The sequence below is a fragment of the Flavobacterium undicola genome, from assembly GCF_009909155.2.
Classification (GTDB): Bacteria; Bacteroidota; Bacteroidia; order Flavobacteriales; family Flavobacteriaceae; genus Flavobacterium; species Flavobacterium undicola.
Genome location: NZ_JAAAPM020000016.1, coordinates 42,809 through 68,465, shown reverse-complemented (window position 1 = coordinate 68,465; position 25,657 = coordinate 42,809). Strand labels below are relative to the sequence as shown.

The 25,657-nt window shown below is 34.3% G+C and carries 21 protein-coding genes and 1 riboswitch; of the genes, 19 read left to right on the top strand and 2 right to left on the bottom strand.

Annotated elements, in window-relative coordinates:
* The first annotated feature begins 147 nt into the window (after positions 1-147).
* Positions 148-483, top strand: a complete 336-nt coding sequence (locus tag GTZ96_RS10845; protein ID WP_235972957.1) for a hypothetical protein — start codon at positions 148-150, stop codon at positions 481-483.
* Between the two features lie 87 nt (positions 484-570).
* On the opposite strand, the gene metK is transcribed toward GTZ96_RS10845, so the two are convergent.
* Positions 571-1,821, bottom strand: a complete 1,251-nt coding sequence (gene metK, locus GTZ96_RS10840; protein ID WP_161643955.1) for a methionine adenosyltransferase — start codon at positions 1,819-1,821, stop codon at positions 571-573.
* A gap of 1,046 nt (positions 1,822-2,867) precedes the next feature.
* On the opposite strand from metK, the gene GTZ96_RS10835 reads away from it, so the two are divergent.
* The 6 genes from GTZ96_RS10835 to GTZ96_RS10810 all read left to right on the top strand — a co-directional run bounded on the left by GTZ96_RS10835 (position 2,868) and on the right by GTZ96_RS10810 (position 9,255).
* Complete coding sequence (locus GTZ96_RS10835; protein WP_161643954.1) at positions 2,868-3,074, top strand: hypothetical protein; 207 nt, start codon at positions 2,868-2,870, stop codon at positions 3,072-3,074.
* Between the two features lie 167 nt (positions 3,075-3,241).
* Positions 3,242-3,348, top strand: a riboswitch (SAM riboswitch).
* 71 nt (positions 3,349-3,419) lie between these two features.
* The gene (locus GTZ96_RS10830; RefSeq protein WP_317168899.1) at positions 3,420-4,382 is read left to right on the top strand and encodes an alpha/beta fold hydrolase; all 963 of its coding nucleotides are present in this window, start codon (positions 3,420-3,422) and stop codon (positions 4,380-4,382) included.
* A gap of 22 nt (positions 4,383-4,404) precedes the next feature.
* Positions 4,405-6,819: a bifunctional aspartate kinase/homoserine dehydrogenase I gene (gene thrA, locus GTZ96_RS10825; protein WP_161643952.1), complete on the top strand. Its 2,415-nt coding sequence runs from the start codon at positions 4,405-4,407 to the stop codon at positions 6,817-6,819.
* A gap of 127 nt (positions 6,820-6,946) precedes the next feature.
* On the top strand, positions 6,947-7,381 hold the full coding sequence (locus GTZ96_RS10820; protein WP_161643951.1) for an OsmC family protein: 435 nt from the start codon (positions 6,947-6,949) through the stop codon (positions 7,379-7,381).
* A 118-nt stretch (positions 7,382-7,499) separates the two neighbouring features.
* The gene (locus GTZ96_RS10815; protein ID WP_161643950.1) at positions 7,500-8,672 is read left to right on the top strand and encodes a trans-sulfuration enzyme family protein; all 1,173 of its coding nucleotides are present in this window, start codon (positions 7,500-7,502) and stop codon (positions 8,670-8,672) included.
* Positions 8,673-8,844: 172 nt separating this feature from the next.
* On the top strand, positions 8,845-9,255 hold the full coding sequence (locus GTZ96_RS10810; RefSeq protein ID WP_161643949.1) for an RrF2 family transcriptional regulator: 411 nt from the start codon (positions 8,845-8,847) through the stop codon (positions 9,253-9,255).
* 116 nt (positions 9,256-9,371) lie between these two features.
* On the opposite strand, the gene GTZ96_RS10805 is transcribed toward GTZ96_RS10810, so the two are convergent.
* A complete protein-coding gene (locus GTZ96_RS10805) occupies positions 9,372-10,154 on the bottom strand; it encodes a sulfite exporter TauE/SafE family protein (protein WP_161643948.1) in 783 nt (260 codons plus the stop codon).
* 410 nt (positions 10,155-10,564) lie between these two features.
* Here GTZ96_RS10805 and GTZ96_RS10800 point away from each other — a divergent pair, with 410 nt between their 5' ends.
* The 12 genes from GTZ96_RS10800 to GTZ96_RS10745 all read left to right on the top strand — a co-directional run bounded on the left by GTZ96_RS10800 (position 10,565) and on the right by GTZ96_RS10745 (position 25,529).
* The gene (locus GTZ96_RS10800) at positions 10,565-11,467 is read left to right on the top strand and encodes a sulfite exporter TauE/SafE family protein (RefSeq protein WP_161643947.1); all 903 of its coding nucleotides are present in this window, start codon (positions 10,565-10,567) and stop codon (positions 11,465-11,467) included.
* A 14-nt stretch (positions 11,468-11,481) separates the two neighbouring features.
* Positions 11,482-12,183, top strand: a complete 702-nt coding sequence (locus tag GTZ96_RS10795; RefSeq protein WP_161643946.1) for a phosphoadenylyl-sulfate reductase — start codon at positions 11,482-11,484, stop codon at positions 12,181-12,183.
* Positions 12,184-12,276: 93 nt separating this feature from the next.
* The gene (gene cysD / locus GTZ96_RS10790; RefSeq protein ID WP_161643974.1) at positions 12,277-13,176 is read left to right on the top strand and encodes a sulfate adenylyltransferase subunit CysD; all 900 of its coding nucleotides are present in this window, start codon (positions 12,277-12,279) and stop codon (positions 13,174-13,176) included.
* A 138-nt stretch (positions 13,177-13,314) separates the two neighbouring features.
* Positions 13,315-14,559: a sulfate adenylyltransferase subunit 1 gene (locus GTZ96_RS10785; RefSeq protein ID WP_161643945.1), complete on the top strand. Its 1,245-nt coding sequence runs from the start codon at positions 13,315-13,317 to the stop codon at positions 14,557-14,559.
* A gap of 203 nt (positions 14,560-14,762) precedes the next feature.
* Positions 14,763-16,853: a HEPN domain-containing protein gene (locus tag GTZ96_RS10780; RefSeq protein WP_161643943.1), complete on the top strand. Its 2,091-nt coding sequence runs from the start codon at positions 14,763-14,765 to the stop codon at positions 16,851-16,853.
* A 10-nt stretch (positions 16,854-16,863) separates the two neighbouring features.
* Entirely contained in the window at positions 16,864-17,487 is a 624-nt protein-coding gene (locus tag GTZ96_RS10775; protein WP_161643940.1) for a precorrin-2 dehydrogenase/sirohydrochlorin ferrochelatase family protein, read from the top strand.
* Positions 17,488-17,673: 186 nt separating this feature from the next.
* On the top strand, positions 17,674-18,726 hold the full coding sequence (locus GTZ96_RS10770; protein WP_161643938.1) for an NAD(P)/FAD-dependent oxidoreductase: 1,053 nt from the start codon (positions 17,674-17,676) through the stop codon (positions 18,724-18,726).
* Positions 18,727-19,112: 386 nt separating this feature from the next.
* Positions 19,113-20,114 (top strand): homocysteine S-methyltransferase family protein, encoded by a 1,002-nt coding sequence (locus GTZ96_RS10765; RefSeq protein ID WP_161643936.1) that lies wholly within the window; start codon positions 19,113-19,115, stop codon positions 20,112-20,114.
* 503 nt (positions 20,115-20,617) lie between these two features.
* Complete coding sequence (locus tag GTZ96_RS10760; RefSeq protein ID WP_181033177.1) at positions 20,618-20,758, top strand: hypothetical protein; 141 nt, start codon at positions 20,618-20,620, stop codon at positions 20,756-20,758.
* Between the two features lie 134 nt (positions 20,759-20,892).
* Positions 20,893-23,574: a methionine synthase gene (gene metH / locus GTZ96_RS10755; protein ID WP_161643934.1), complete on the top strand. Its 2,682-nt coding sequence runs from the start codon at positions 20,893-20,895 to the stop codon at positions 23,572-23,574.
* 111 nt (positions 23,575-23,685) lie between these two features.
* Entirely contained in the window at positions 23,686-24,639 is a 954-nt protein-coding gene (gene metF, locus GTZ96_RS10750; protein ID WP_161643932.1) for a methylenetetrahydrofolate reductase [NAD(P)H], read from the top strand.
* 53 nt (positions 24,640-24,692) lie between these two features.
* Positions 24,693-25,529 carry a polysaccharide deacetylase family protein gene (locus GTZ96_RS10745; RefSeq protein WP_161643930.1) on the top strand — a complete coding sequence of 279 codons (837 nt, stop codon included), beginning with the start codon at positions 24,693-24,695 and terminating at the stop codon, positions 25,527-25,529.
* The last annotated feature ends 128 nt before the right edge of the window (positions 25,530-25,657 follow it).

The following is a 25,657-nucleotide window of genomic DNA, read 5'->3' as shown; positions in this document are numbered from 1 at the left end:
TTTGACAAATATACTATAATGGTATTTAAGTTGAAACTGAAATTAATTTTCAATTTTAATCGGGTATTATTTTTTACTGTAATTTTTTTACAAAAATCACTAAAAGTGGGTATTGTAGTGTAGGATTATTATCCTGAAATTTACATAATGAATTTATTTACAATGAATAATAAGGAATTAATGGTTCAGCTCAGGTGGTTGTTTTTTGCGCTGGCAATATCATTTGTTCTTGTGATTTATTTTGATGGTGCTGTTTTGTTTCGAAATGGTACTGTTGTTGAAGCGCGAAATACGTTCTTAGGATTAAATTTGTTTTTGGAAATTTTAATTTTCATTTCCTTTAGTACCTTCGTGGTATTTGGTATTAAAGGGTTTTTCGAGATGTTTTCTCGAAAGATTGCAAATATTATCATTTTCGTTTCGGGAATGAGTTTGTTATTTGCAAATTTGGTGTTAGTATGTCAGATTATTTTTCAAGACTAGAATCATTTCCTAATTGTTGTTGTAATTAAAACACTAAAAAAGCCATTCGTTTTGCGAATGGCTTTTAGTTTATAATGAAATGGATAATTACAATCCAAATGCAGTTTTAATTTGGTCAACATAATCTAGTTTTTCCCAAGTAAACAATTCTACAGTTACCGTTTTCTCATCTCCTCCTGGAGCCGAAAAAGTTTTTGTAACTACTTCAGGTGTACGTCCCATGTGTCCGTAAGCCGCTGTTTCGCTATAGATAGGATTTCTTAGTTTTAAACGTTGCTCGATAAAGTAAGGACGCATATCAAAAATAGCTTCCACTTTTTTAGCGATTTCTCCATTAGTTAAGTTCACTTTTGAAGTTCCGTAAGTATCGATAAAGATACCCATTGGTTCAGCAACACCAATAGCATAAGAAACCTGAACTAAAATTTCGTCAGCTACACCAGCAGCAACTAAGTTTTTAGCAATATGACGCGTAGCATAAGCAGCACTTCTGTCTACTTTACTTGGATCTTTTCCTGAGAAAGCACCACCACCGTGAGCTCCTTTACCACCATAAGTGTCAACAATAATTTTTCTACCAGTAAGTCCAGTGTCTCCATGAGGACCACCAATTACAAATTTCCCTGTAGGGTTAATGTGGTAGTTAATTTTATCATTGAACAAGTGAGCGTGCTCTGGGTTTTTAGCAATGATTCTTGGAATTAAAATCTCAACAATATCTTTTTTGATTTTAGCAAGCATTGTAGCTTCTTCGTCAAAATCGTCATGTTGTGTAGAAATTACAATAGCATCAATACGTATTGGTGTGTTGTCATCGCTATATTCTAAAGTAACTTGAGATTTAGCATCTGGGCGTAAATAAGTGATTTCTTTGTTTTCACGTCTTAAAACAGCTAATTCTTTTAAAAGGCTATGTGATAAATCAAGTGCCAATGGCATATAATTTTCAGTTTCGTTAGTAGCGTAACCAAACATCATTCCTTGATCTCCTGCTCCTTGCTCTTCAGGGCTTTTTCTGTCAACACCTTGATTGATATCGGCTGATTGTTCGTGAATAGCTGAAAGGATTCCACAAGAATTAGCTTCAAACATGTATTCGCTTTTTGTGTATCCAATTTTTCGGATTACATCACGAGCAATTTGTTGAACATCTAAATAAGTATTTGATTTTACTTCTCCAGCTAAGATAACTTGACCAGTAGTTACTAAAGTCTCACAAGCTACTTTTGAGTCAGCATCAAATGCCAGGAAATTATCAATTAATGCATCTGAAATTTGATCTGCAATTTTGTCTGGATGTCCTTCGCTCACAGATTCTGACGTAAATAAATAGGCCATAATATATAATTTATTTAAAATTAAGCGAGGAAAAATAATTGCAAAAAAGGACTAAAGGAGAGTTTCTGCTTTAGCATTTTTTTCTACTGAGAAATTCTCAGTATTCATAATGAAGTTTTTTCATTATGAAGAGGTTGCAATCAGTTCAAATTTTTCCTCTTGTATTTTGAAGTGCAAAGGTATGAAACCATTTTTGAATTGTAAATTAATCTTCGCTAATTTTTTAAATTAAAAATGAAACGATTTGTTTGAGCTGTAAAGCTTGGATGTTAGTTAGGAAAACTATAAAAACATCTAAGTGAGTTGTTTTGTCGAATAAAGAAAATTTCATGTTTTGTCTTTATATATTGACTGTTTAAAATCGTCTTATGGAACCTTTTTTTTGTCAATACTTTTTTTGGCTTTAATTTAAACTTCAGTTAACATAGTATTTGGATTTCGATTGTATCTTTGAAACGTCAAATCAAGAGAGCGGAATAGAGTTAATTTTTTGAATTATCTTGGAGAAAAGGCTCTCATTTGATTTGGTTTTATAGCTTACAATCAAAAAATAATGTTAAAAACATATAATTAGTTGTTAATTAGTGTTGTTAGCGGAAATTTTTTCAAAATAATAATGAGTGATAAATATTAATTTGTATATTTGTCACTCTAAATAAAAAAGAAAATGAATTTTATTATTTGTAAAAAATCAATGGTCCAAACAAAAGAAATCGGCAGGAGTGCGGTAGCTTAATTTTTTTATTCAAATAAGACTAAAATATAGCAAAAGCCTCCTGAGAAATCGGGAGGCTTTTTTGTTAGAAAAACAAATAATTAAATTTTTTAAAAACAGATTACAATGATTACTATTCAACATAAGGAAAATAAACAGTTTACAGTCTCTATGTCTTGCGCAAAGTTACTAGTCTGTTGATATCCAAAAGTATCGTTTATACAATATAAACCCTTTTGGTAAATACTCCAAAAGGGTTTTTTTTATTCAGAAAGCATAATTTTTATAATAAGAACAAACAATTAAGTCAAATAAATTAAATTTAAACATCATGAACACAAAAAGAATGATTGCAAGAGCATTAGAACTTATAAGGAATATAAGGACAAATGACATTAGAGAAAAAGAGAGTAGAGTAGAATTAACAAATGCTAGATTTGGTATTGATTTAGATGCAAATTTCAAAGACCAAAAGAAAGTAGCTGATTCATTAACGTTTATGATGTATTCTAAAGAAAATGAAACACTGTTTATCTAAGTATAGTTTTGTAAATATAGGTTTCAAACGCAGGTGATTTCTGAATTTTGTGTTCAGTTTTGACTTGCGTTTGTTTGTTATGTTGGTTTAAATCTAAATCAGCAAAATTTGTTTGTTTGGAAAAATAGTAGTTACTTTGTGCCTTTAAAGTTCATAAACGTATTGAAATGTTATAAAGAAAGGACGAGGGATTAGACCCGATGATGCCTTAGCAACCCTTTGCAAACGAAGAAGGTGCTACATTCTATCCCTATATATCGGGAAAAGATAACAACAATAAAGCTCTATTTTACTTCTAGCTTTCTTTTTAATGTTTCCATAATCAATCCTATTAAAGATTTGAAATTGGAAAATAAACCCAATCACATTATAATTCAAAATTTCACTACCGAAAGTGGTGCATTTTACCCTATTTTAAATTTAAGTTACCAGCTTTTTGGGCCTGAATTGAATACGGCGCCAGTTGTTTTAGTCAATCATGCCTTGACTGGAAACTCTCAAGTTATTGGTTCAGCTGGATGGTGGAATGAATTAATTGGAGAAAATAAAACTATTGATACCAATAAATACAGCATTTTAGCTTTTAATGTTCCTGGAAACGGCTATGATGGTGCTATTGTAGAAAATTATCTGGATTTTAATGCCAGAGATATTGCAAGACTTTTTATAGAAGGAGTTAATTCTCTTAAAATTCAACAATTATATGCCGTTATTGGCGGTTCTGTAGGTGGCGGAATTGCTTGGGAGATGCTTGCTTTAGAGCCTAAGTTGGCATTGCATTTAATTCCTATTGCTACCGATTGGAAATCGACCGATTGGTTGATTGCAAATTGTTTTTTGCAAGAACAAATTTTAAAAAATTCGTCTAACCCAATCGAAGATGCCAGAATTCACGCGATGCTGTGTTATAGAACTCCGGAATCTTTCAAGATGAAATTTGATCGAACCATTAATGAAGAATTAGCTATATTTAATATTGAGAGTTGGTTGTTGCATCATGGTAAGAAATTACAAAAACGCTTTCAGCTGGCTTCTTATAAAATGATGAATCAATTGCTTAAAACGATTGATGTAACCAGAAACAGCGATTCTTTTGAAGTATTTGCCTCTAAAATAGAAGCTACAATACACATTATAGGTATAAATTCAGATTTGTTTTTTACCGCAAGAGAGAATAAAGAAACCTACCAGGAATTAAAAAAGTATAATGTAAATGTATTTTATAACGAAATAGAATCCATTCACGGACACGATGCTTTCTTGATAGAATTTGAACAATTAAACAACTTGCTTGCTCCTGTTTTTTAGTAGCAACACAAAATAGAATTAAATGAAAATATTAAAATTTGGAGGTAAATCTTTATCGAATGGTGAAGGAATCAATAAAGTTGTTTCTATTATTACAGATAAAGTAAATCAAGGAGAAGAAATCGCCATCGTTGTTTCGGCACGTGGAAATGCTACAGATGAGTTAGAAGAAATATTAATAGTGGCATCTAAAAATGCCGATTATAAAACCTTACTTGAAGAATTTAAGAAATACCAGCAAGATATTTATTCAACAGTAGATTTATCTGAGGAATTTGCTGTTTTAGATAAATTATTCGAAGGAGTGAGCCTGATAGGCGATTATAGTTCTAAAATCAAAGATCAAATTCTTTCGATTGGAGAGTTGCTTTCGGCTAAATTATTAACGGCAATTTTAATCGAAAAAGGAATCAACGCTCGTTTTGCTGATTCTAGAATTTTCCTGAAAACAGATTCAAAATTTGGAGATGCGCAACCGCTGGAACAAATTTCGAAGAAAAACGTAATTCAGTATTTTAAAGAAAATGCAGGTTCAGTAGTTAATGTTGTGACTGGTTTTATTGGTTCTAACAATAATAATGTTACCACTACATTAGGACGTAACGGAAGTAATTATACCGCTTCTTTATTGGCAAATTATTTAAATGCTAAAGAACTTCAGAATTATACTCACGTGGATGGTATTTATACTGCTAATCCGGATTTAGTTTCTGATGCTAAAAAAATTGATCATTTGACTTTTAATGAGGCGAATGAGTTGGCTAATTTTGGGGCAACTATTTTGCACGCCAAAACGATAATTCCTTTGTTAGAGAAAAATATTCCATTGCGGATATTAAATACTTTCAATCATGAAAACGAAGGAACTTTAATTACAGCCACTTCTAAAAATGCAGGAATTAAAACACTTTCTGTTTTAGAAGATGTAGCTTTAGTGAATCTTGAAGGTAGAGGTTTACTTGGGAAAACTGGAGTTGATGCCCGTATTTTTAAAGTAATGGGCGATAATAATATCAGTGTGAGTATTATTTCGCAAGGTTCTTCTGAAAGAGGAATCGGATTAGTAGTTGCGGAATCTCAGGCTACAAAAGCAATGATTGAATTAGAAAAAGAATTCGAAAATGATTTCTATTCTAAAGATGTTAATAAAATTTCGGTAACTGATGATGTTTCGGTAATTTCGATTATTGGACAGGATTTAAGTACTTTTTACAAGCCTTACACGGCTTTGATTAAAAACAAAATTGTCCCTATTCTTTTCAATAATACGGTTACTGGAAAAAATGTGAGTTTGGTAGTTAAAAAATCAGAACTGAATAAAGCATTAAATGTTATTCATGGGGAGATTTTTGGAGTTTCTAAAAAAATCAACATTGCTGTTTTTGGTCATGGATTAGTAGGAGGTACTTTGATTAATCAAATTTTAGAATCGGCAATTGCTATTGAGAAAAGAAAAGACATCAAATTGAATGTTTTTGCTATTGCGAATTCTAAAAGTGTTTTGCTAAACAAGAGTGGAGTGACTCCAAACTGGGTTAACGAAATTCAAACTAACGGATTCTCTTATACTATTGATGATATTATTGCTTACGCAAATGAGCATCATTTAGAGAATTTAATTGCTGTGGATAATACGGCTAGTGCGACATTTGTTGAAAATTATATTCCTTTAGTTGAAAATGGTTTTGATTTAATTTCGTCGAATAAAGTAGCCAATACTTTGAGTTATGGTTTTTACAAGCAATTGCGTAGTGTATTAGCCGAAAATCAAAAGAGTTATTTGTATGAAACCAATGTTGGTGCAGGTTTGCCATTAATTGATACGATAAAATTATTGCATCTTTCGGGTGAAAATATCACTAAGATTAAAGGCGTTTTCTCAGGAACATTGAGTTATTTATTCAATAATTTTTCTGCTAAAGATGTTCCGTTTAGTGATATATTGAAAGAAGCGATTGATAATGGTTATACCGAACCAGATCCAAGAGAGGATTTATGTGGAAACGATGTAGGTAGAAAATTATTGATTTTAGCGAGAGAATTGGATTTGCAAAATGAATTTGAAGAAATTGCAATTCAGAATTTAATTCCGGAACATTTACGTGAAGGAAATGCTGCTGATTTCCTGACTAAATTAAAAGAGTTTGACCCAATTTATGATAAGATAAAGAACGAGCAAAAACCGAATCATGTTTTGCGTTACATAGGTGAATTGTCTGGTGACTTGCAAAATGACAAAGGAATATTAGAAGTAAAATTAGTTTCTGTTCCTTCAGATACGGCACTAGGCGGATTAAAAGGTTCTGATTCTTTCTTTGAAATATATACTGAATCTTACGGAGACCGACCAATTGTAATTCAAGGAGCTGGAGCTGGTTCGGCAGTAACGGCAAGAGGTGTTTTTGGAGATATTTTGAGATTGTCTGATAAAGGATAGTTTTTTAGTATTTAGTGTTCAGTTTTTGAGTGTTCAGATACAAAAATAAAATTAGTTAATAATTAAAAAAAGGCAAACCTCCAGTCTTGACTCCCTCCCCTTCGGGGAGGGTTGGGGAGGGGATAAAATGAAAATAACATTAGACAGAGTAAACGAAAACTTCCACTTTCAATTAAAAAATGAAAGAGGACATATAGTAAATGTAGATGCGCGTCCGGATTTTGGAGGAAATGATATGGGGCCAAGCCCAATGGAATTAGTCTTGATGGGTGTTGCTGGATGTAGCGGAATTGATATGATTTCGATTCTAAAAAAACAACGTCAGGAAATCACTTCTTTCAAAGCTGAGGTTGAAGGAGAGCGCGTACAAGTAGGAGAAGCAAAACCGTTTAAAGATATTCATGTGGTTTTTTCTTTGGAAGGAAATATTAAAGAAGGCAAAGCGGCTAAAGCGGCACAATTGTCTTTCGAAAAATACTGTTCAGTTTCTAAAACAGTGGAGCCTACAGCTACCATTCATTATAAAGTAATTTTGAACGGAGTAGAATTAGCTAAAAACTAAAACGAATAATTTAAAATAATTAAGTCATCTTGACTACAAAAGCTAGGAAAATAACTTTGAGGATCTCTGTGTTTTCTTTGCGAATCTTAGTGAAATGACTTTAAAAAAATAATACAAAATGGACGAACAAGAATTTGGTTTTGAAACTCAAGCCATACGTACACATATAGATAGGACTCATTATCAAGAACATTCAACGCCTTTGTTTTTGTCTTCAAGCTTTGTTTTTGAAGATGCTGAGGATATGAGAGCTTCTTTTACTGAAGAGAAAGAACGTAATATTTATAGCCGTTTTTCTAATCCAAACACGACTGAGTTTGTGGATAAGGTTTGCGCTATGGAAGGTGCTGAGGCAGGTTATGCTTTTGCTACAGGAATGGCAGCAATCTATTCTACTTTTGCAGCTTTGTTGAGCTCAGGTGATCATATTGTATCAGCTGGAAGTGTTTTTGGTTCTACGCATGCGTTGTTTATGACTTATTTTCCAAAATGGAATATTACCACTTCTTATTTTGATATTAATCAGCCAGAAACGATTGAAAGTTTTATCAAACCAAATACTAAAATCTTGTATGCTGAAACACCTACAAATCCTGGTGTTGATGTAGTTGATTTAGAATTGTTAGGCCAAATTGCTAAAAAACACAATTTGATTTTGATAATCGATAACTGTTTTGCAACACCTTACATTCAGCAACCTATTAAGTATGGAGCGCATATTGTTATTCATTCGGCTACAAAATTAATGGATGGTCAAGGACGTGTTTTAGGAGGAGTTGCTGTAGGTCAAGCCGATTTAATTCGCCAAATCTATCTTTTCTCAAGAAATACAGGTCCGGCTTTGTCTCCATTTAATGCTTGGGTTTTGTCTAAAAGTATCGAAACTTTAGCAATTCGCGTGGAAAGACATTGTGAAAATGCGTTGAAAGTAGCTGAGTTTTTAGAAAGTCATCCTAATGTAAACAGTGTGAAATATCCTTTCTTGAAATCGCATCCTAAATATGAAGTCGCTAAAAAGCAAATGCTTTTAGGTGGTAACATTATTGCATTTGAAATTAAAGGAGGTATTGATGCAGGTCGTGCTTTTTTAGATAAAATAAAATTATGTTCGCTTTCTGCTAATATTGGAGATGCTAAAACTATTGTAACGCATCCCGCTTCAACTACGCATAGTAAATTGTCTATTGAAGAAAAACTGGCAGTTGGTATTACAGAAGGTTTAGTACGTGTTTCTGTAGGTTTGGAAACTGTAAAAGATGTTATTGCCGATTTAGAGCAAGCTTTGTCTTAATGATTGCAGAATAAAGATTAACGATTTTTGATTGCAGATTTTGCTCTAGTACATCACAATCGTTAATCTTCATTATTCTTTAATTTAAAAATATACTTTTGTTGTAATTATAAAGAGATGTTGATTTTTTTGAATCATAAATCAGCAATCGTTAATCATCAATCAAAATCAAATGCTTTCAAAGAAAACAAAATACGGAATTAAAGCTTTGACTTTTTTGGCTCGTCAAGAAGATCAAACGCCAGTTGCTATTGCTGATATTGCCAAAAGCGAAAATATTTCGATTAAGTTTTTGGAAAGTATTTTGTTGCTGCTTCGCAATTCAGGTTTTTTAGGTGCCAAAAAAGGAAAAGGGGGCGGTTATTATTTGATTAAAGATCCTAAAGAGATTAGCATGGCAAAAGTGTACCGCATTCTCGAAGGGCCAATTGCTTTGTTGCCCTGTGCGAGTCATAATTTTTATGAAAGATGTGATGATTGTGAAGACGAATCAACTTGTGCTGCGCGTCGTTTGATGACTGAGATTAGAGATAATACCTTAAAGGTTTTAGAAAATAACTCTTTAGCCGATATTGCTTTCTAGAGTATAGATTTATATAAAAAAATGACCTTTTCAAATATTTGAAAAGGTCATTTTTTTATATAAATCTAATATTAAGATTTGTCTCCCTCTCCTTTGGAGAGGGTCGGGGAGAGGATTTAGAAAACTAGTTTGTACCCCACAAAAAATAACATTACTGCAATGGCATTTCTAAGTAATAAATCAGGTACTTTTCCACTTAACATACTTCCCATAAATATTCCAGGAATTGACCCCATTAATAATTGGCTTAATAGTCCTAAGTCTAAGTTCCCCATAGAAGCATGTCCTAATCCTGCTACAAGTGTTAATGGAACTGCGTGAGCAATTTCAGTACCTACAAGTCTTGGTGTTGGTAAAAGTGGATAAAGGAAAAATAAAGTTACAGTTCCTAAAGCACCAGCTCCAATAGAAGTTAGCGTTACTGTAGTTCCTAGTAATACCCCAATAGCTATGGTTAGTAAGTTTTGAGTTCTGCTTTCGCTATGGAATTTATCACCTGCATGTTTTTGTGAAAAAACAAGTATTTTCTTTTTGAAAATAATTGCGATAGAAGTAAATAATAATGCCCAGCCTAAACTGTATTTTATTATTGCGTTTAATGCGGTAGTATCAGCATTAAAACTATGTAAAATCCATAAAGTTATTGCTGCTGCAGGAAGACTCCCAAGAGAAAGCCAACCGGTTATTGTCCAGTTAATATTATTTTTTTTGTGATGTACAAAAACACCTCCTGCTTTAGTAAATGCTGCATATAATAAATCAGTTCCAACAGCTGTTGTTGGTGGAATACCAAACCATAATAAAATAGGTGTCATTAACGAACCGCCACCTACACCGGTCATACCTACTACAAAACCCACGAATAAACCTGCAACTATAAGTCCTATTTGAAAATCCATAATAAAATTTTTTTTGCGCAAAAATACAACTATTTTACAATAATCCTATAGAAAAGGTAGAGTTTGTGAGTTGTATTTGAAAAATAAATAATTAAGTGAATCGGAATGTAGTTAATTTCTGTTTTTTAATGAGTTTTTTTGTGTGATGGTTGTTTAATTTTGAATAGCTGAATTTTGAAATTATTTGAGAAAACAAATTTATCTTTGCAAAATAAATGATGTTTTGGCTGTGTCGCTCAGGGAAATTTGAAGACTAAAATGTTTTTTGTATCGAATGTTTTAGGAAAGCTCTTTTTAAAAATGTTAAATATATAATAGATTGTTTTGTTATTTAGAAATAAGTATTAAATTTGCGTACTAATCTAGTAAACCGATAGGGTAATGGATTTTAAATAGTTTTGGATATTAAAATGAGTAAAAAAGTGAAAGAAGATAACATTACAATTAAACAAGAGGTTTCTTTTAAGGAGCGTTTGTGGGTAATTATTCCTGTTACATTGTTGGTCGGCTTAATTGTGGTGCTGGCTATTAATCACTACGACGAATTCACGTGGAGTGGTTTTATAGGGGGATTTGATCAGGAGTTTTTAATTTTCTTACTTATTGGTATCTTTGCACAGTTGGTAGACGGAACGTTGGGAATGGGATACGGAGCAACTTCTACTTCATTTTTGTTGGCTTATGGAATTCCGCCGGCTATTAGTAGTGCCGGAGTTCACGTTGCTGAAATGTTTACAACAGGTGCGTCGGCAATTTCTCATCATCATTTTGGAAATATCAATAAAAAGTTAGTAAAACATTTATTGATTCCGGGTGTTTTAGGTTCTATCACAGGGGCTTATTTGTTGTCGGATGTGATTGATGGTGATGCTATTAAGCCTTTTATTGCGGTTTATATGATTGTTTTGGCTATAATAATTATTAGAAAGTCAATGCGAAAAACAATCATTAAAAAGAAAACCAAACGATTGAATATTCTGGCTTCTTTTGGAGGTTTTATGGATGCTGTTGGTGGAGGCGGTTGGGGGCCAATTGTGACTTCTACTTTGTTAGGGCGCGGAAGAAACCCTCGTTATACAATTGGTTCTGTAAATGCAGCCGAATTTGCGGTTTCTTTTGCCAGCGGAATTACCTTTATGTTGTTTGGAGGGATTCAAGGATGGCAGGTGATTATTGGGTTGATATTAGGAGGAGTGATGGCAGCGCCACTTGCAGCTATTTTAGTAAATAGAATAAAGAGAAAGCCGATGATGATTGTTGTAGGGATTTTGATTATCATTTTGAGTTTAAAAACGCTTTCTAAATTATTATAAAAGAGAAAAAAAATATGAGTGCAGATGTAGTACAATCTTTATTAGCAAAAACAAAGGATTTCTCTATTGAGGAAACTTTTGCTTTTCTAGCTGATGAATACAAGGGGAAAGTAGTTTTTTCTACTTCTTTCGGACAGGAAGATCAGGTTATTACGGCTTTAATTGAAAAAAGCAAAGCTGAGATAACTATTTTTACATTGGATACAGGACGTTTATTTCAAGAAACGTATGATGTTTTCCATAGAACACAAAAAAAATACAAATTACCAATAAAAGTATATTTCCCGGAAGCAAAAGCGGTGGAGGAATTGCTGGAGAAAAAAGGGCCAAATAGTTTTTATGAGTCTGTTGAGAATAGAAAAGAATGTTGTTTTATTCGAAAAGTAGTGCCTCTTAAAAAAGCCTTAGCAGGAAATCAGGTTTGGATTACTGGTTTAAGAGCCGAGCAGTCAGAGAACAGAAGCGATTTGCATTTGTTTGAATATGATGCTAACTTTGGCATCTTAAAATTCAATCCGTTATTGAAATGGTCATTGGAAGAAGTTCAAAAATATATTGACGATAATAATGTGCCGCAAAACAGTTTACACAAAAAAGGATTTGTAAGCATTGGTTGTGCACCTTGTACTCGTGCTATTGCACCAGGCGAAGATATTAGAGCAGGAAGATGGTCTTGGGAATCGAGTCATAAAGAGTGTGGTTTACACCAAAAATAATTAAGAGAAAAGATAATAGAATAAAGAGGATAAGGTTTTAAATTTGCAAAAAATTTAGAATCATTAAATCTTTCAAATATTTAAATACAAATGATGAGTTCAGTTTTAAAAACAAATGCTTTAGAGAGCGAAGCGATTTACATATTCAGAGAAGTTATTTCTCAATTTGAGAAGCCAGTGTTGCTTTTTTCTGGAGGAAAAGATTCGATTACTTTAGTGAGATTAGCGCAAAAAGCGTTTTTTCCTGCTAAGATTCCTTTTCCTTTATTACATGTTGATACAGGTCATAACTTTCCGGAAACCATTGCTTTTAGAGATAAATTGGTTGAAGAATTAGGTTTGGAGCTAATCGTTCGTAATGTACAGGATGCTATTGATGAAGGAAAAGTTGTTGAAGAAACTGGGAAATATTCTAGTAGAAACAGTTTGCAAACTACGACACTTTTAGATGCAATCGAAGAATTTAAATTTGATGCTTGTATTGGTGGAGCGCGTAGAGATGAGGAAAAAGCAAGAGCTAAAGAACGTATTTTTTCAGTTCGTGATGATTTTGGTCAATGGGATGAAAAAAACCAACGTCCTGAGTTGTTTGATTTATTGAATGGAAAAATTGAAAATGGTCAAAACGTTCGTGTTTTCCCAATTTCAAACTGGACTGAATTAGATGTTTGGAGTTATATCGAACAAGAGCAAATAGAAATTCCATCTATTTACTTTTCTCACAAACGTAAAGTTTTTGTTAGAGATGGTATGATTTGGTCACATTCTCCTTTTGTTTACCAAGATGAAGATGAGGAAATTGAAGAAAGAATTGTTCGTTTTAGAACTGTTGGAGATATGAGTTGTACTGCAGCTGTTGAATCTTATGCAGCTACAATTTCGGAAGTAGTTGGCGAAATTAGAGCTTCTACTATCTCTGAGCGTGGTGCACGTATTGACGACAAACGTTCAGAAGCTGCAATGGAGAAAAGAAAACAACAAGGATACTTTTAAAATCCTCACCCCAGCCCTCTCCAAAGGAGAGGGAGGTATTGGAGAAAAAAAGAAGAATAAAAAATAAAATTTTAATTAAATAAAACGCCAGACTCGGCTCCCTCCCCTTCGGGGAGGGTCGGGGAGGGGAAAAAAGATATGGAAGTTTTAAAAATAGCAACAGCAGGAAGTGTAGATGATGGAAAGAGTACATTAATCGGTAGATTATTGTATGATACGCAATCATTGACTACAGATAAATTAGAAGCAATTGAAAAAAGTAGTAAACAAAAAGGATATGATTATTTAGATTTCTCTTTGGCTACTGACGGATTAGTTGCAGAGAGAGAACAAGGAATCACTATTGATGTGGCTCATATTTATTTTTCTACAGCTAAGAAAAGTTACATTATTGCCGATACTCCTGGTCACGTAGAATATACGCGTAACATGGTTACAGGTGCATCAACTTCACAAGTATCTATCATTTTGATTGATGCCCGTAAAGGAGTAATTGAGCAAACATACCGTCACTTTTTTATCAATAATTTATTGAGAGTAAAAGATGTGATTGTTGCTGTAAACAAAATGGATTTAGTTGATTATTCTGAAGAAGTATACAACAAAATCAAAGCTGATTTCCAAGCATTGAATGCTAAGAGTTCATACAAAGAACAAAACGTAAGTTATATTCCTTTGAGTGCTTTAACAGGAGATAATGTTGTGGAAACATTAGGAAAGATGCCTTGGTATACAGGACAAACTATTTTACAGCATTTAGAAGCTTTAGAATCAAAAGATGTTTATGATAATGGAAAAGCTCGTTTCCCGGTTCAAACCGTAATTCGTCCAAAAACGGAAGAATATCATGATTTTAGAGGATATGCGGGTAAATTATACGGAGATAGTATTAAAGTAGGGGATGCTGTAACGGTATTGCCGTCTTTAACAGAATCTAAAGTGACTAATATTCACTTTTTTGATCAACAATTTGATGAAGCAGTTGCAGGTTCTTCAATTACTATTGAGTTAGAAAATGACATCAATGTAACTAGAGGAGATATGATCGTAAAATCGAATGAATTGCCTAGAGTTGAGAAAGACATTACTACTACAGTTTGCTGGATGGACAGCAAAAAATTAGTTGCCGGAACAAAATATTTAATCCAACACAATACCAATAGAGTTTTGGCAAAAGTGGATAGTATTAAAAATGTAATTGCAACTGATTATTCAGGAACAACTCCAGCATCTCAATTAGCGATTAATGAAATTGGAGAAGTAACTATCAAATTGAGTAAGCCATTGTATTTTGATGCTTATAATGATAACAAATCTAATGGAGCGTTTATTTTAATTGATGCTTCAACTAATACAACAGCAGGAGTAGGGTTTATTAGATAATCCCCACCTAGCCCTTTCGCCGCGGCGAAGAGGAAGATATTGTAGATAAACTTTATAACTATAAAGTTTATTTGTTGTGAAATAAAAAATGGAATAGTCTTTTTAATTGTTAAAGTTAAAAAGCAGAATATAACACAATCAAGTTCCGCCTAGTCTCCCCCTCCTTCGGAGGGGGCTGGGGGGAGGATAAAAGCAAAAAAAAGATGCAAAGTTTTAGAACAGAAATAGAGGATCCGATTGTCCAAAAAGAGATTATCGATTTAGAAAAAAAGATACACGCATTTCGTGGTGGAAAAATTGATGACGAACGTTTTCGTAGTCTTCGTTTAGCACGTGGTATTTACGGTCAACGTCAGGAAGGTGTTCAGATGATTCGTATCAAATTACCTTATGGTAAAGTGACTAGCGAGCAATTAAGAAGAATTACTGAAGTTTCAGATAAATATTCTACTGGACGTTTACATATTACTACTCGTCAAGATATCCAAATTCACTATGTGAGTTTAGATAGAACGCCAGAACTTTGGGCTGATTTATCTAAAGATGATATTACTCTAAGAGAAGCTTGTGGTAACACAGTGCGTAATATTACGGGAAGTGAATTAGCAGGTGTAGATACAGAAGAACCATTTGATGTAACTCCTTATGCTCATGGATTGTTTCAATACCTTTTGCGTAACCCAATTTGTCAGGAAATGGGACGTAAATTCAAAATTTCATTCTCTTCATCAGAAAAAGATACAGCTTTAAGTTATTTACACGATTTAGGATTCATTCCTAAAATTGTAGATGGACAAAAAGGTTTCAAAGTAATGTTAGGCGGTGGATTAGGTTCTCAGCCGTCTCACGCTGAATTGCTTTCTGAATTTGTTCCGGTTAACCAAATTATCCCAACAGCTGAAGGTGTAATTCGTGTTTTTGACCGTTACGGTGAAAGAGCAAAACGTTTGAAAGCACGTCTGAAATTCTTAATTAAAGATTTAGGTCGTGATGAATTCTTGCGTTTAGTTGACGAAGAGAAAAAAGCATTGCCTTTCCATAGTTATGAAATTGATACTACTGCTTTTGAAGGTGCAATTACTGAGCCTTTATTAGAAGTACCAACAGTTTCAATCCAAGATGTTGCAGCTTATGAAGCTTGGAAAAAATCAAATGTTATTGCTCAAAAACAAGCGGGTTATGTAGCTATTGGAGTAAAAGTGCTTTTAGGAGATTTTTATACTGATAAAGCTAGATTATTAGCTGATTTGATTAAAAATTACGGAGCGAATGAATTGCGTTTTTCATTACGTCAAAACATTGTGATTCGTAATATTAAAGAAGAAAATTTACCATTCTTCTACCAGGAGTTGGCTAAGTTAGATATGGTTAATTTAGGTTACGAAACTATTGGTGATATCACGGCTTGTCCTGGTACTGATACTTGTAACTTAGGTATCGCAAGTAGTACAGGTATTGCTGACGAACTTGAAAGAGTATTGAAAGCTGAATACCCACAATTTGCAAACAATAAAGAAATTGCAATCAAAATTAGTGGTTGTATGAATGCTTGTGGACAACACAATATGGCTGAAATTGGTTTCCAGGGAATGTCTATCAATGCAGGGAAATTAGTCGCTCCAGCTTTACAAGTATTATTAGGTGGAGGAATTTTAGGTAACGGAAATGGTCGTTTTTCTGATAAAGTAATCAAAATTCCTAGCCGTAGAGGACCTGAAGCTTTGCGTTTAATCTTAAATGATTTTGAAGCAAATGCTAACGGAACTAAATTTTTAGATTATTATGATACTAAAGGAGAGAAATATTTCTACGAATTCTTAAAACCATTAGCTGATGTAACGAATCTTACTGAAGAAGATTTCGTGGATTGGGGTAATGCTGATAATTATGTGAAAGCGGTAGGAGTAGGAGAATGTGCCGGTGTTGTAATTGACTTAGTAGCCACTTTGTTATTTGAAGCTAAAGACAAAATAACTTCTGCCCAAGAATTATTCGAAGAGCAAAAATGGTCAGATGCTATTTATTTAGCTTACGCTGGATTTGTTAACGGAGCTAAAGCTTTATTATTGGCAGAAAAAGAAAAAACAAATACACACGCAGGAATCATTGATTCTTTTGATACTGTTTTTGTAGAAGGAAATAAAATTGAATTGGGAGCTTCTTTTAGAGAATTAGTGTACCGAATCAATAAAAATGAGCCTTCTGAAGCTTTTGCTAAACAATACATTCAAGAAGCAATTTCGTTTTTCGCAAAATTAGAAGCATACAGAGAACAAGATTTAGCTAAAGCTTAATTCAAAAAAAATGAGTGAAATTAAAGATACAGCTGGCAACGATTCAAATAGCCAAGAGCGTAACGAATTGTATCCAATATTTTTAAAACTGCATAACCTTAGCGTGCTTATAGTAGGTGGAGGAAATGTGGGATTAGAAAAGCTATCTTTTTTGCTTAAATCGAGTCCCAATGCAAAAGTTGAGGTTGTTGCGCCGCGTTTTATGGATGAATTAGTCACTTTAGCTGAAAGTCACCCTACAGTGAAATTGACAAAAAAAAGATTCAAGAAAAAAATGCTGAAAAAGCGCAATATGGTAATCGCTTGTACAGATGATTTGAAGGTAAATAAACGTGTATACGAATTGTCCCGAAAAAGATATTTGATATGCAATATTGCCGACACACCTGATTTATGCGATTATTATTTAGGTGGAATTGTAACCAAAGGAAATGTCAAAATTGCTATTTCTACCAATGGAAAGTCACCTACAACAGCCAAACGATTGAGAGAGTTTTTTGAGGAAGTAATACCGGAAGATATCGATCAGATGGTGGAAAACTTAAACGATTATCGCAATACTTTAAAAGGGGATTTTGAAGATAAAGTTCAAAAAATGAATGAGATTACTCAATCATTAAAGAATAAACAATAAGTTTTTTTAGAAAATAGAATAAAGAGAAAAGAACAAGGAGATAACGAATGATTTTTATCATTAAATAATAATTATCAGATTCGTTCCTTTGAATAAAATAATTAGTAATAGTAAGTATAACACAAGTAACTCTATCCAGTCTCCCTCTCCTTTGGAGGGAACTGGGGGAGGAAAATAAGTAAAAAAATGATAGAAACAGATATCCTTATAATAGGAGCCGGTCCAACTGGTTTATTTGCCGTTTTTGAAGCAGGATTATTGAAGTTAAAATGTCACATCTTGGATGCTTTACCACAGCCAGGAGGACAACTTTCGGAGTTATATCCAAAAAAACCAATCTACGATATACCAGGTTTTCCAGAAGTATTAGCTGGTGATTTAGTTGATAATTTAATGGAGCAAATTAAGCAGTTCGAACCAGGGTTTACTCTTGGAGAGCGCGCTGAAACTATCGTTAAGCAAGAAGATGGAAGTTTTATTGTTACTTCAAATGAAGGAACAGAATTTCATGCCAAAGTAATTGCTATTGCAGGTGGTTTAGGAAGTTTCGAGCCACGTAAACCTTTAATCGAGGATGTTGAGTTCTATGAAAATAAAGGAGTGAAATACTTTATCAAAAACCCGGAAGAATTCAGAAACAAACGTGTGGTTATTGCAGGTGGTGGAGATTCAGCTTTAGACTGGAGTATCTTCTTGTCTAATGTTGCTTCAGAAGTGACTTTGATACACCGTCGTAATGAATTCCGTGGTGCTTTGGATTCTGTAGAAAAAGTACAAGAATTAAAAGATGCTGGAAAAATCCACATGATTACTCCTGCTGAAGTAGTTGGAATCAACGGAGCTGAGCACGTAGAATCTATTGATTTAGATGAAAACGGAGCGCATCGTAATATTCCTTGTGATTATTTCATTCCACTTTTTGGTTTAACACCAAAATTAGGGCCTATTGGAAACTGGGGATTAGAAATCGAGAAAAATGCAATCAAAGTAAACAATGCTTTGGATTACCAAACGAATATTCCAGGAATCTTTGCTATTGGAGATATCAATACTTATCCAGGAAAATTGAAGTTGATTCTTTGTGGTTTCCACGAAGCGACTTTGATGTGTCAAGCGGCATACCAAATCATCAATCCGGGAAAACGTTATGTATTAAAATACACAACAGTATCAGGTGTTGACGGATTTGACGGAACTCGTAAAGAAGCGCCAAAAGCAGTCGTAAAAGCGATCAACTAAAAAAAAGTTACTGAGATTCTAAGATTCTAAGGCTCTAAGTTTTTGTACTTAGAGCCTTTTCTAATTAACTATTAGCTTAAGTCTTAGTAACTTAGCAACTTTAAAAAACACTTGCAAGTGGTAAGGCTATTGCTTTACTTTGCATTTCCAAATTAGTAAAATAATTTGGAGCGAAAGATTAGGGATTTATCAGTAAAAATGGGTTCCTGCTGTTCGCTATATCTTTTTATTTTACCCTTTCAGGGTTCAAAACCCTGAAAGGGTAAAATAAAAAGGATGCCGCTACCATCAGGGCTAATGAGTTAAGAGTAGAGTAGTGGTTTTAAGGAAACAGATAAAAAACAAAAGCTTTGCGCCTTGGCGTTTTAGCGGCAAAAAAATAAGTTATGCCAAGCATTCAAGAAGAAATCAAAAAAAGAATACTCGTTCTCGATGGAGCTATGGGAACCATGTTGCAACGTTACAATTTTTCGGAAGATGATTTTCGAGGCGAACGTTTCAAAGATTTTCCTCATTCTCTAAAAGGGAACAATGATTTGTTGTCACTGACTCAACCCAAAGCCATTGCCGAAGTGCATGCCGCTTATTTTGAGGCTGGAGCTGATATTGTGGAAACCAATACGTTCTCAGGAACAACTATTGGTATGGCCGATTATCACATGGAGGATTTGGTTTACGAATTGAACTACGAGTCGGCAAAAATTGCCCGTCAGGTAGCCGATGAATTCACCGCTAAAAATCCGGACAAACCTCGTTTTGTTGCGGGTTCAATTGGACCAACAAACAGAACAGCGAGTATGTCTCCCGATGTGAATGATCCAGGATACAGAGCCGTGACTTTTGATGATTTGCGCATTGCCTACAAACAGCAAGTAGAAGCTTTGCTGGATGGAGGAAGTGATTTATTGTTGGTAGAAACTATTTTTGATACATTAAATGCCAAAGCAGCACTTTTCGCTATTGAAGAAGTAAAAGACGAAAGAAATATCGATGTGCCTATTATGGTTTCAGGAACCATTACCGATGCTTCAGGAAGAACACTTTCGGGACAAACGGTAGAAGCGTTCTTGATTTCGGTATCGCATATTCCATTGTTGAGTGTTGGATTCAATTGCGCTTTAGGAGCCGATTTGTTGAAACCGTATTTACAGACTTTGTCGCATAATACTTCTTTCAATATTTCTGCACATCCTAATGCAGGATTGCCAAACGCCTTTGGAGAATATGATGAAACACCAGAGCAAATGCAAGCCTTCATCAAAGAATATTTAGAAGATAATTTGGTAAACATCATTGGCGGTTGTTGTGGTACAACTCCAGATCATATCCGTTTGATTGCAGAAGCAGCGGCAAAATATAAGCCAAGAGTTTCAACGGCGACGTTGTGAAAATAATTGAAATTATAATTTATTGAAAATTAAATAACTTGGTTATGTATGTTTTTCTTGCATTGTTTGTTGTAATCTTAAACTATTCAATTTTTTCTTTTTTAAAGGCCCAAAATAGGTTAAGAAAAATATTTTTATACTTGGTATTGTTTTTCTTTGGAGCTATAATGCTTACAAAGTTTTATAATTTTTTGAGTATTGATGGTATGCCAGACGGTTTTGGTTTTTTTATCTTGCTAAACTTTAGTTGGGGAATATTGTTGTTGTTTTTCATAAAGAAAATTATCAACAGAAAGGTTAATGTTTTTGAGAAACTAGAAAATAATGATTTTTTTCTAACATTTACTTATCTTAAAGTGATTACAATAATTATAACTGTATTTCAGTTGTTTTTGATTTTATCAAAAACGATATTTATTTTTAAAAGTTAATTATAATTTCAGATAGGGCAGATTTGTAATCCGTGCCCGCAAAGAGAATAAAAATATAACAGTTCCGTAGGAATGACTCATTTTGTAGCAACGGAATTTATTCCGTTGGAGGAAAAACGAAATATTTGTAGCAACGGAATTCATTCCGTTGGGAAATACGAAATTGTAATCAAGAATGCCCGCGTGAGGGATAGAAGCGGCATCCTTTTATGAAGTCCCGATTTAGGGACGAAATAAAAGATATAGCGGATAGCCCGATCCGCCGCGGCGGACACGCCCAAAATAGGATTGTTAGAAAATAAGACCTACAAGGTTTTGGAAACCTTGCAGGAAAATAAAATAATAAAATGGCAGTAGTAGAACCAAGAAGAAATTTAGTTTTATCGGGATTAGAACCTTTGATTATTACGCCCGAAAGTGTTTTTGTAAACATTGGAGAGCGTACGAATGTTACAGGGTCTAGAAAATTTCTTCGATTGATCAAAGAGGAGAAATACGATGAAGCACTCAGTATTGCTAAGGAGCAGGTAGAAGGAGGAGCGCAAATCATCGATATTAATATGGATGAGGGAATGCTGGATGGTGAATATGCAATGGTGAAATTCCTGAACTTGATTGCTGCCGAACCGGATATTGCTCGTGTGCCTATTATGATTGACAGCTCGAAATGGCATATTATCGAAGCGGGATTAAAGGTAGCACAAGGAAAATGTGTGGTAAACTCGATTTCGTTAAAAGAAGGCGAAGAACAGTTTATTCATCATGCTAAATTAATCAAACGTTACGGAGCTGCTGCAATTATCATGGCTTTTGACGAAGTAGGTCAGGCAGATAATTTTGAACGTAGAGTAGAAATTTGCCAACGCTCGTATGATATTTTGGTAGATAAAGTAGGTTTTCCTCCTCAGGATATTATTTTCGATTTGAATATATTTCCAGTGGCAACCGGTATGGAAGAACACCGTTTGAATGCTTTGGATTTCTTTAGAGGAACTAAATGGGTGAGAGAAAATTTACCACATGCACACATTAGTGGTGGGGTAAGTAACGTTTCGTTTTCTTTCCGTGGAAATGATACAGTAAGAGAAGCGATGCACTCGGTGTTTTTATACCACGCGATTCAGAACGGAATGACAATGGGAATTGTAAACCCGGAGATGTTGACCATTTATGATGATATTCCGAAGGATTTATTAGAGCATGTAGAGGATGTGATTTTGAACCGTCGTGATGATGCTACCGAGCGTTTGTTGGATTTTGCTGAAAATGTAAAAGGTGGTCCAAAAACCAATGAAAAAGAAGTTCAGGAATGGCGTTTTGGAACGGTACAAGAAAGAATCACACATTCATTAGTAAAAGGAGTAGATGCTTTTATTGAAGAAGATGTTGAGGAAGCCAGATTAGCTGCGACCAAACCAATTGAAGTAATCGAAATTAATTTGATGACAGGAATGAATGTCGTTGGGGATTTGTTTGGTTCAGGAAAAATGTTTTTGCCGCAGGTGGTAAAATCGGCACGTGTAATGAAAAAAGCCGTGGCTTATTTATTGCCATTTATTGAAGCTTCGAAACAAGCGGGAGATAAACAAGGAAACGGAAAAATATTGATGGCAACCGTAAAAGGGGATGTACACGATATTGGAAAAAATATTGTTTCGGTGGTATTAGCTTGTAATAATTACGAAATCATCGACCTTGGAGTAATGGTTCCTCCAGAGAAAATTATTGCAGCAGCATTGGAACACGAAGTAGATATTATTGGATTGAGTGGTTTAATTACGCCTTCGTTGGACGAAATGGTGTTTTTAGCCAAAGAATTGGATAGAAGAAATCTAACAATTCCAGTAATGATTGGTGGAGCAACGACTTCGCGTGCACATACTGCCGTGAAAATTGCACCACAATATCGTGCTACTGCTATACATGTTAATGATGCTTCAAGAGCAGTAACAGTGGCTGGAAATTTATTAGATCAGAATAAGGAAGCCTATATGGCTGGTATTCGTGAAGAATATGATGTTTTTAGGGAAACATTTTTAAATCGTTCGAGAGATAAGAATTTCTTAACGATTGAAGATGCTCGTAAGAATAAATTGCAGTTGGATTGGGCAAATTATACGCCAAAGAAACCTAATTTCATTGGAACAAAAAGTTTCGAAGTAGATTTAGATGTTTTGGTACCTTATATTGACTGGACACCATTTTTTAGAACCTGGGAATTGTTTGGGAAATATCCGGCAATTTTGACTGATGAAGTTGTGGGCGAACAAGCAACTTCTGTTTTTGCAGATGCAAAAGAAATGTTGGAAGTAATTTTGAAAGAAAAGAAATTCACTGCTAAAGGAATCTACGGAATTTTTCCTGCGAACCAAGTGAACGATGATGATATTCAGTTGTATGACGAAAACGGAAAAGAATTGGAGAAATTCTTGACTTTGCGTCAGCAAGCACAAAAAACCAAAGGAGCACCAAATATAGCGTTATCTGATTTTATTGCGCCAAAAGACAATGGAGTAACTGATTATATGGGTGCTTTTTGTGTAACAACTGGTTTTGGAGTAGATGAATGGGCAGATGAATACAGAGACAATTTAGACGATTACAACTCGATTATGGTTAAGGCATTAGGGGATCGTTTGGCTGAGGCTTTCGCCGAATATTTACACGAACAAATCCGTAAAGAAATTTGGGGTTATGCTCCGGATGAAGTTTTAACAACCGAGGCGATGATTGAAGAAGTGTATGCCGGAATTCGTCCTGCGCCAGGATATCCAGCTTGTCCTGACCATTTGGAGAAACCAACCATTTGGAAATTGTTAAAAGTAGAGGAAGAAATTGGAGTAACTTTGACCGAAAGTATGGCTATGTGGCCAGCAGCGGCAGTTTCGGGTTATTATTTTGCAAATCCTGAAAGCAGGTATTTCGGACTTGGAAAAATAAAAGAAGATCAGGTAATTGATTACGCTAAACGAAGAAGTATCTCGACAGACAAAGCCATGAGATGGTTGAGTCCTAATATTGCAGATTAATCCCCACCCAGCCTCTCGCCTTGGCGAGGAGGAATTGGTTAAGAAAATAATTGTTCAATTAAAATTACCCCAGTATTCCCCTCGCCGCGGCGAGGGGTTGGGGGAGGAAAAATGAAAGTAACGCAGCATATAGAAAACGCAAAAGGGAAACCATTGTTTTCCTTCGAAATTGTCCCGCCTCAAAAAGGGAGTAATATCAATGATTTATACGTAAACATTGATCCATTAATGGAATTCAAACCACCATTTATTGATGTAACGACTTCGAGAGAAGAGTATGTGTATATCGAAAAAGATGGGCTTTTTGACCGTCGTATTACGCGTATGCGTCCGGGAACAGTTGGGATTTGTGCTTCTATCCAACATAAATATGGCATAGATGCTATTCCGCATGTGTTGTGTGGTGGTTTCACTAAGGAAGAAACTGAATATTTATTGGTAGATTGTCAATATTTGAACATTGATAATTTAGTGGCTTTGCGTGGTGACCCTATGAAAGGGGAGAAATATTTCGAACCTACCATTGGTGGAAATCATTATGCGGTAGATTTAGTAAAGCAAATTAAAGCGATGAATGGAGGGAGGTTTTTGCATGGTGAATTGCCAATTGCGAATGCACCTGATTTTTGTGTAGGAGTAGCCGGATATCCTGAAAAGCATATTGAAGCACCAAGTTTGGAGGCTGATTTGAAAAGGCTGAAAGAAAAAGTAGATGCAGGTGCGGATTATATTGTAACTCAAATGTTTTTTGATAACCAACGTTATTTTAGATTTGTTGAAGCTGCCCGCGCTATAGGTATTACGGTGCCAATTATTCCAGGAATCAAACCAGTAGCAGTAAAACGTCATTTGCAATTATTACCACAAGTTTTTTGGTTAGACATGCCTGAAAGTTTAATTAGTGCAATTGAAAATGCCAAGGATAATGTTGCTGTTAGACAAATAGGGGTTGAGTTTGCTGTTCAACAGTCTAAAGAGTTGATTGAATTTGGTGTGCCTTGTGTACATTATTATTCGATGGGTAAATCGGATAATATTTACAATATAGCGAGTCAGGTTTTTTAATTTTTTTGTTCACAAAAGTTTGAAATCATAGACTTATAGTTGAATGTTTTGTCATGATAAGTATAAAAAAAATCATTCGTTTTCGAAATTTTTCAAAACAGCGCACTATTTGGTGCGCTGTTTTTGTTTGTAATTTATTGGTTTTGTCATCTTGTAGAAAGTATGAAGAAGAATTGGATATTCCTTTTGCAGTAAATTCACAAGCAGGAGTAGCAATCACTTTTGATGATAATTATATTGACCAATGGTACGCGGTAGATCAGATTCTTAAACCATATAATTGGAAAGCAACTTTTTTTGTTTCTCAATTTAATTCACTTTCGTATGAAGAATTAAAAAAATTAAAGTTGCTGAAAAAACAAGGCAATGAAATAGGAGGACATGGTTGGATTCATTTAAAAGCAGCTCCTTTTGAAAAAAAGAATGGGGAAATAAACTACTTAGATGATGAAATTTTCCCGATGTTAAGGTCAATGAATAAGAAATCGTTGGCGGTACATTCTTTTGCCTATCCTTATGGATCAAGGAATGCTATTACGGATACTATTTTGTTACATGAATTTGATATTATAAGAGGGACAACTTACGGTAGTGAGCCACCTAGTGAACAAAGATGTTATTTTGATAATACTAGTAGGGTTCTATTTGGTTTAGGTATTGATAATAGTTATGCCCAATATAGTATTCCATATTTTTTGTCATTACTGGATTATGCTAAAAAGAATAATAAAATTGTGATTTTCTATGCGCATAGACCAGTTGTAAAGGCCAATGAAAGATACGAAACGGAATATAAAACATTAATAGAAATATGTAGATACATTAAAGAACACAATATGAAATTCTATACGGTTTCTGAATTGTATCTAAAAGAGATTAATAAAAACTAATGTCAGTTGTGAAAAGTTTATAAAACAATAAATAAAAGATTTGAATTAACTGAGGTTCGATTTTTTTACCGCTATATTTCTTTGATTGACCTCAAAAAAAAGATAGTTTTTAGTAGAAACAGTAAGTT

Excerpts from the sequence above, each read along its gene's own strand:
- GTZ96_RS10845 (WP_235972957.1), top strand. The coding sequence starts at position 148 with ATGAATTTATTTACAATGAATAATAAGGAATTAATGGTTCAGCTCAGG.
- metK (WP_161643955.1), bottom strand. The coding sequence starts at position 1,821 with ATGGCCTATTTATTTACGTCAGAATCTGTGAGCGAAGGACATCCAGAC.
- GTZ96_RS10835 (WP_161643954.1), top strand. The coding sequence starts at position 2,868 with ATGAACACAAAAAGAATGATTGCAAGAGCATTAGAACTTATAAGGAAT.
- thrA (WP_161643952.1), top strand. The coding sequence starts at position 4,405 with ATGAAAATATTAAAATTTGGAGGTAAATCTTTATCGAATGGTGAAGGA.
- GTZ96_RS10820 (WP_161643951.1), top strand. The coding sequence starts at position 6,947 with ATGAAAATAACATTAGACAGAGTAAACGAAAACTTCCACTTTCAATTA.
- GTZ96_RS10815 (WP_161643950.1), top strand. The coding sequence starts at position 7,500 with ATGGACGAACAAGAATTTGGTTTTGAAACTCAAGCCATACGTACACAT.
- GTZ96_RS10810 (WP_161643949.1), top strand. The coding sequence starts at position 8,845 with ATGCTTTCAAAGAAAACAAAATACGGAATTAAAGCTTTGACTTTTTTG.
- GTZ96_RS10805 (WP_161643948.1), bottom strand. The coding sequence starts at position 10,154 with ATGGATTTTCAAATAGGACTTATAGTTGCAGGTTTATTCGTGGGTTTT.
- GTZ96_RS10800 (WP_161643947.1), top strand. The coding sequence starts at position 10,565 with ATGAGTAAAAAAGTGAAAGAAGATAACATTACAATTAAACAAGAGGTT.
- GTZ96_RS10795 (WP_161643946.1), top strand. The coding sequence starts at position 11,482 with ATGAGTGCAGATGTAGTACAATCTTTATTAGCAAAAACAAAGGATTTC.
- cysD (WP_161643974.1), top strand. The coding sequence starts at position 12,277 with ATGAGTTCAGTTTTAAAAACAAATGCTTTAGAGAGCGAAGCGATTTAC.
- GTZ96_RS10785 (WP_161643945.1), top strand. The coding sequence starts at position 13,315 with ATGGAAGTTTTAAAAATAGCAACAGCAGGAAGTGTAGATGATGGAAAG.
- GTZ96_RS10780 (WP_161643943.1), top strand. The coding sequence starts at position 14,763 with ATGCAAAGTTTTAGAACAGAAATAGAGGATCCGATTGTCCAAAAAGAG.
- GTZ96_RS10775 (WP_161643940.1), top strand. The coding sequence starts at position 16,864 with ATGAGTGAAATTAAAGATACAGCTGGCAACGATTCAAATAGCCAAGAG.
- GTZ96_RS10770 (WP_161643938.1), top strand. The coding sequence starts at position 17,674 with ATGATAGAAACAGATATCCTTATAATAGGAGCCGGTCCAACTGGTTTA.
- GTZ96_RS10765 (WP_161643936.1), top strand. The coding sequence starts at position 19,113 with ATGCCAAGCATTCAAGAAGAAATCAAAAAAAGAATACTCGTTCTCGAT.
- GTZ96_RS10760 (WP_181033177.1), top strand. The coding sequence starts at position 20,618 with ATGACTCATTTTGTAGCAACGGAATTTATTCCGTTGGAGGAAAAACGA.
- metH (WP_161643934.1), top strand. The coding sequence starts at position 20,893 with ATGGCAGTAGTAGAACCAAGAAGAAATTTAGTTTTATCGGGATTAGAA.
- metF (WP_161643932.1), top strand. The coding sequence starts at position 23,686 with ATGAAAGTAACGCAGCATATAGAAAACGCAAAAGGGAAACCATTGTTT.
- GTZ96_RS10745 (WP_161643930.1), top strand. The coding sequence starts at position 24,693 with ATGATAAGTATAAAAAAAATCATTCGTTTTCGAAATTTTTCAAAACAG.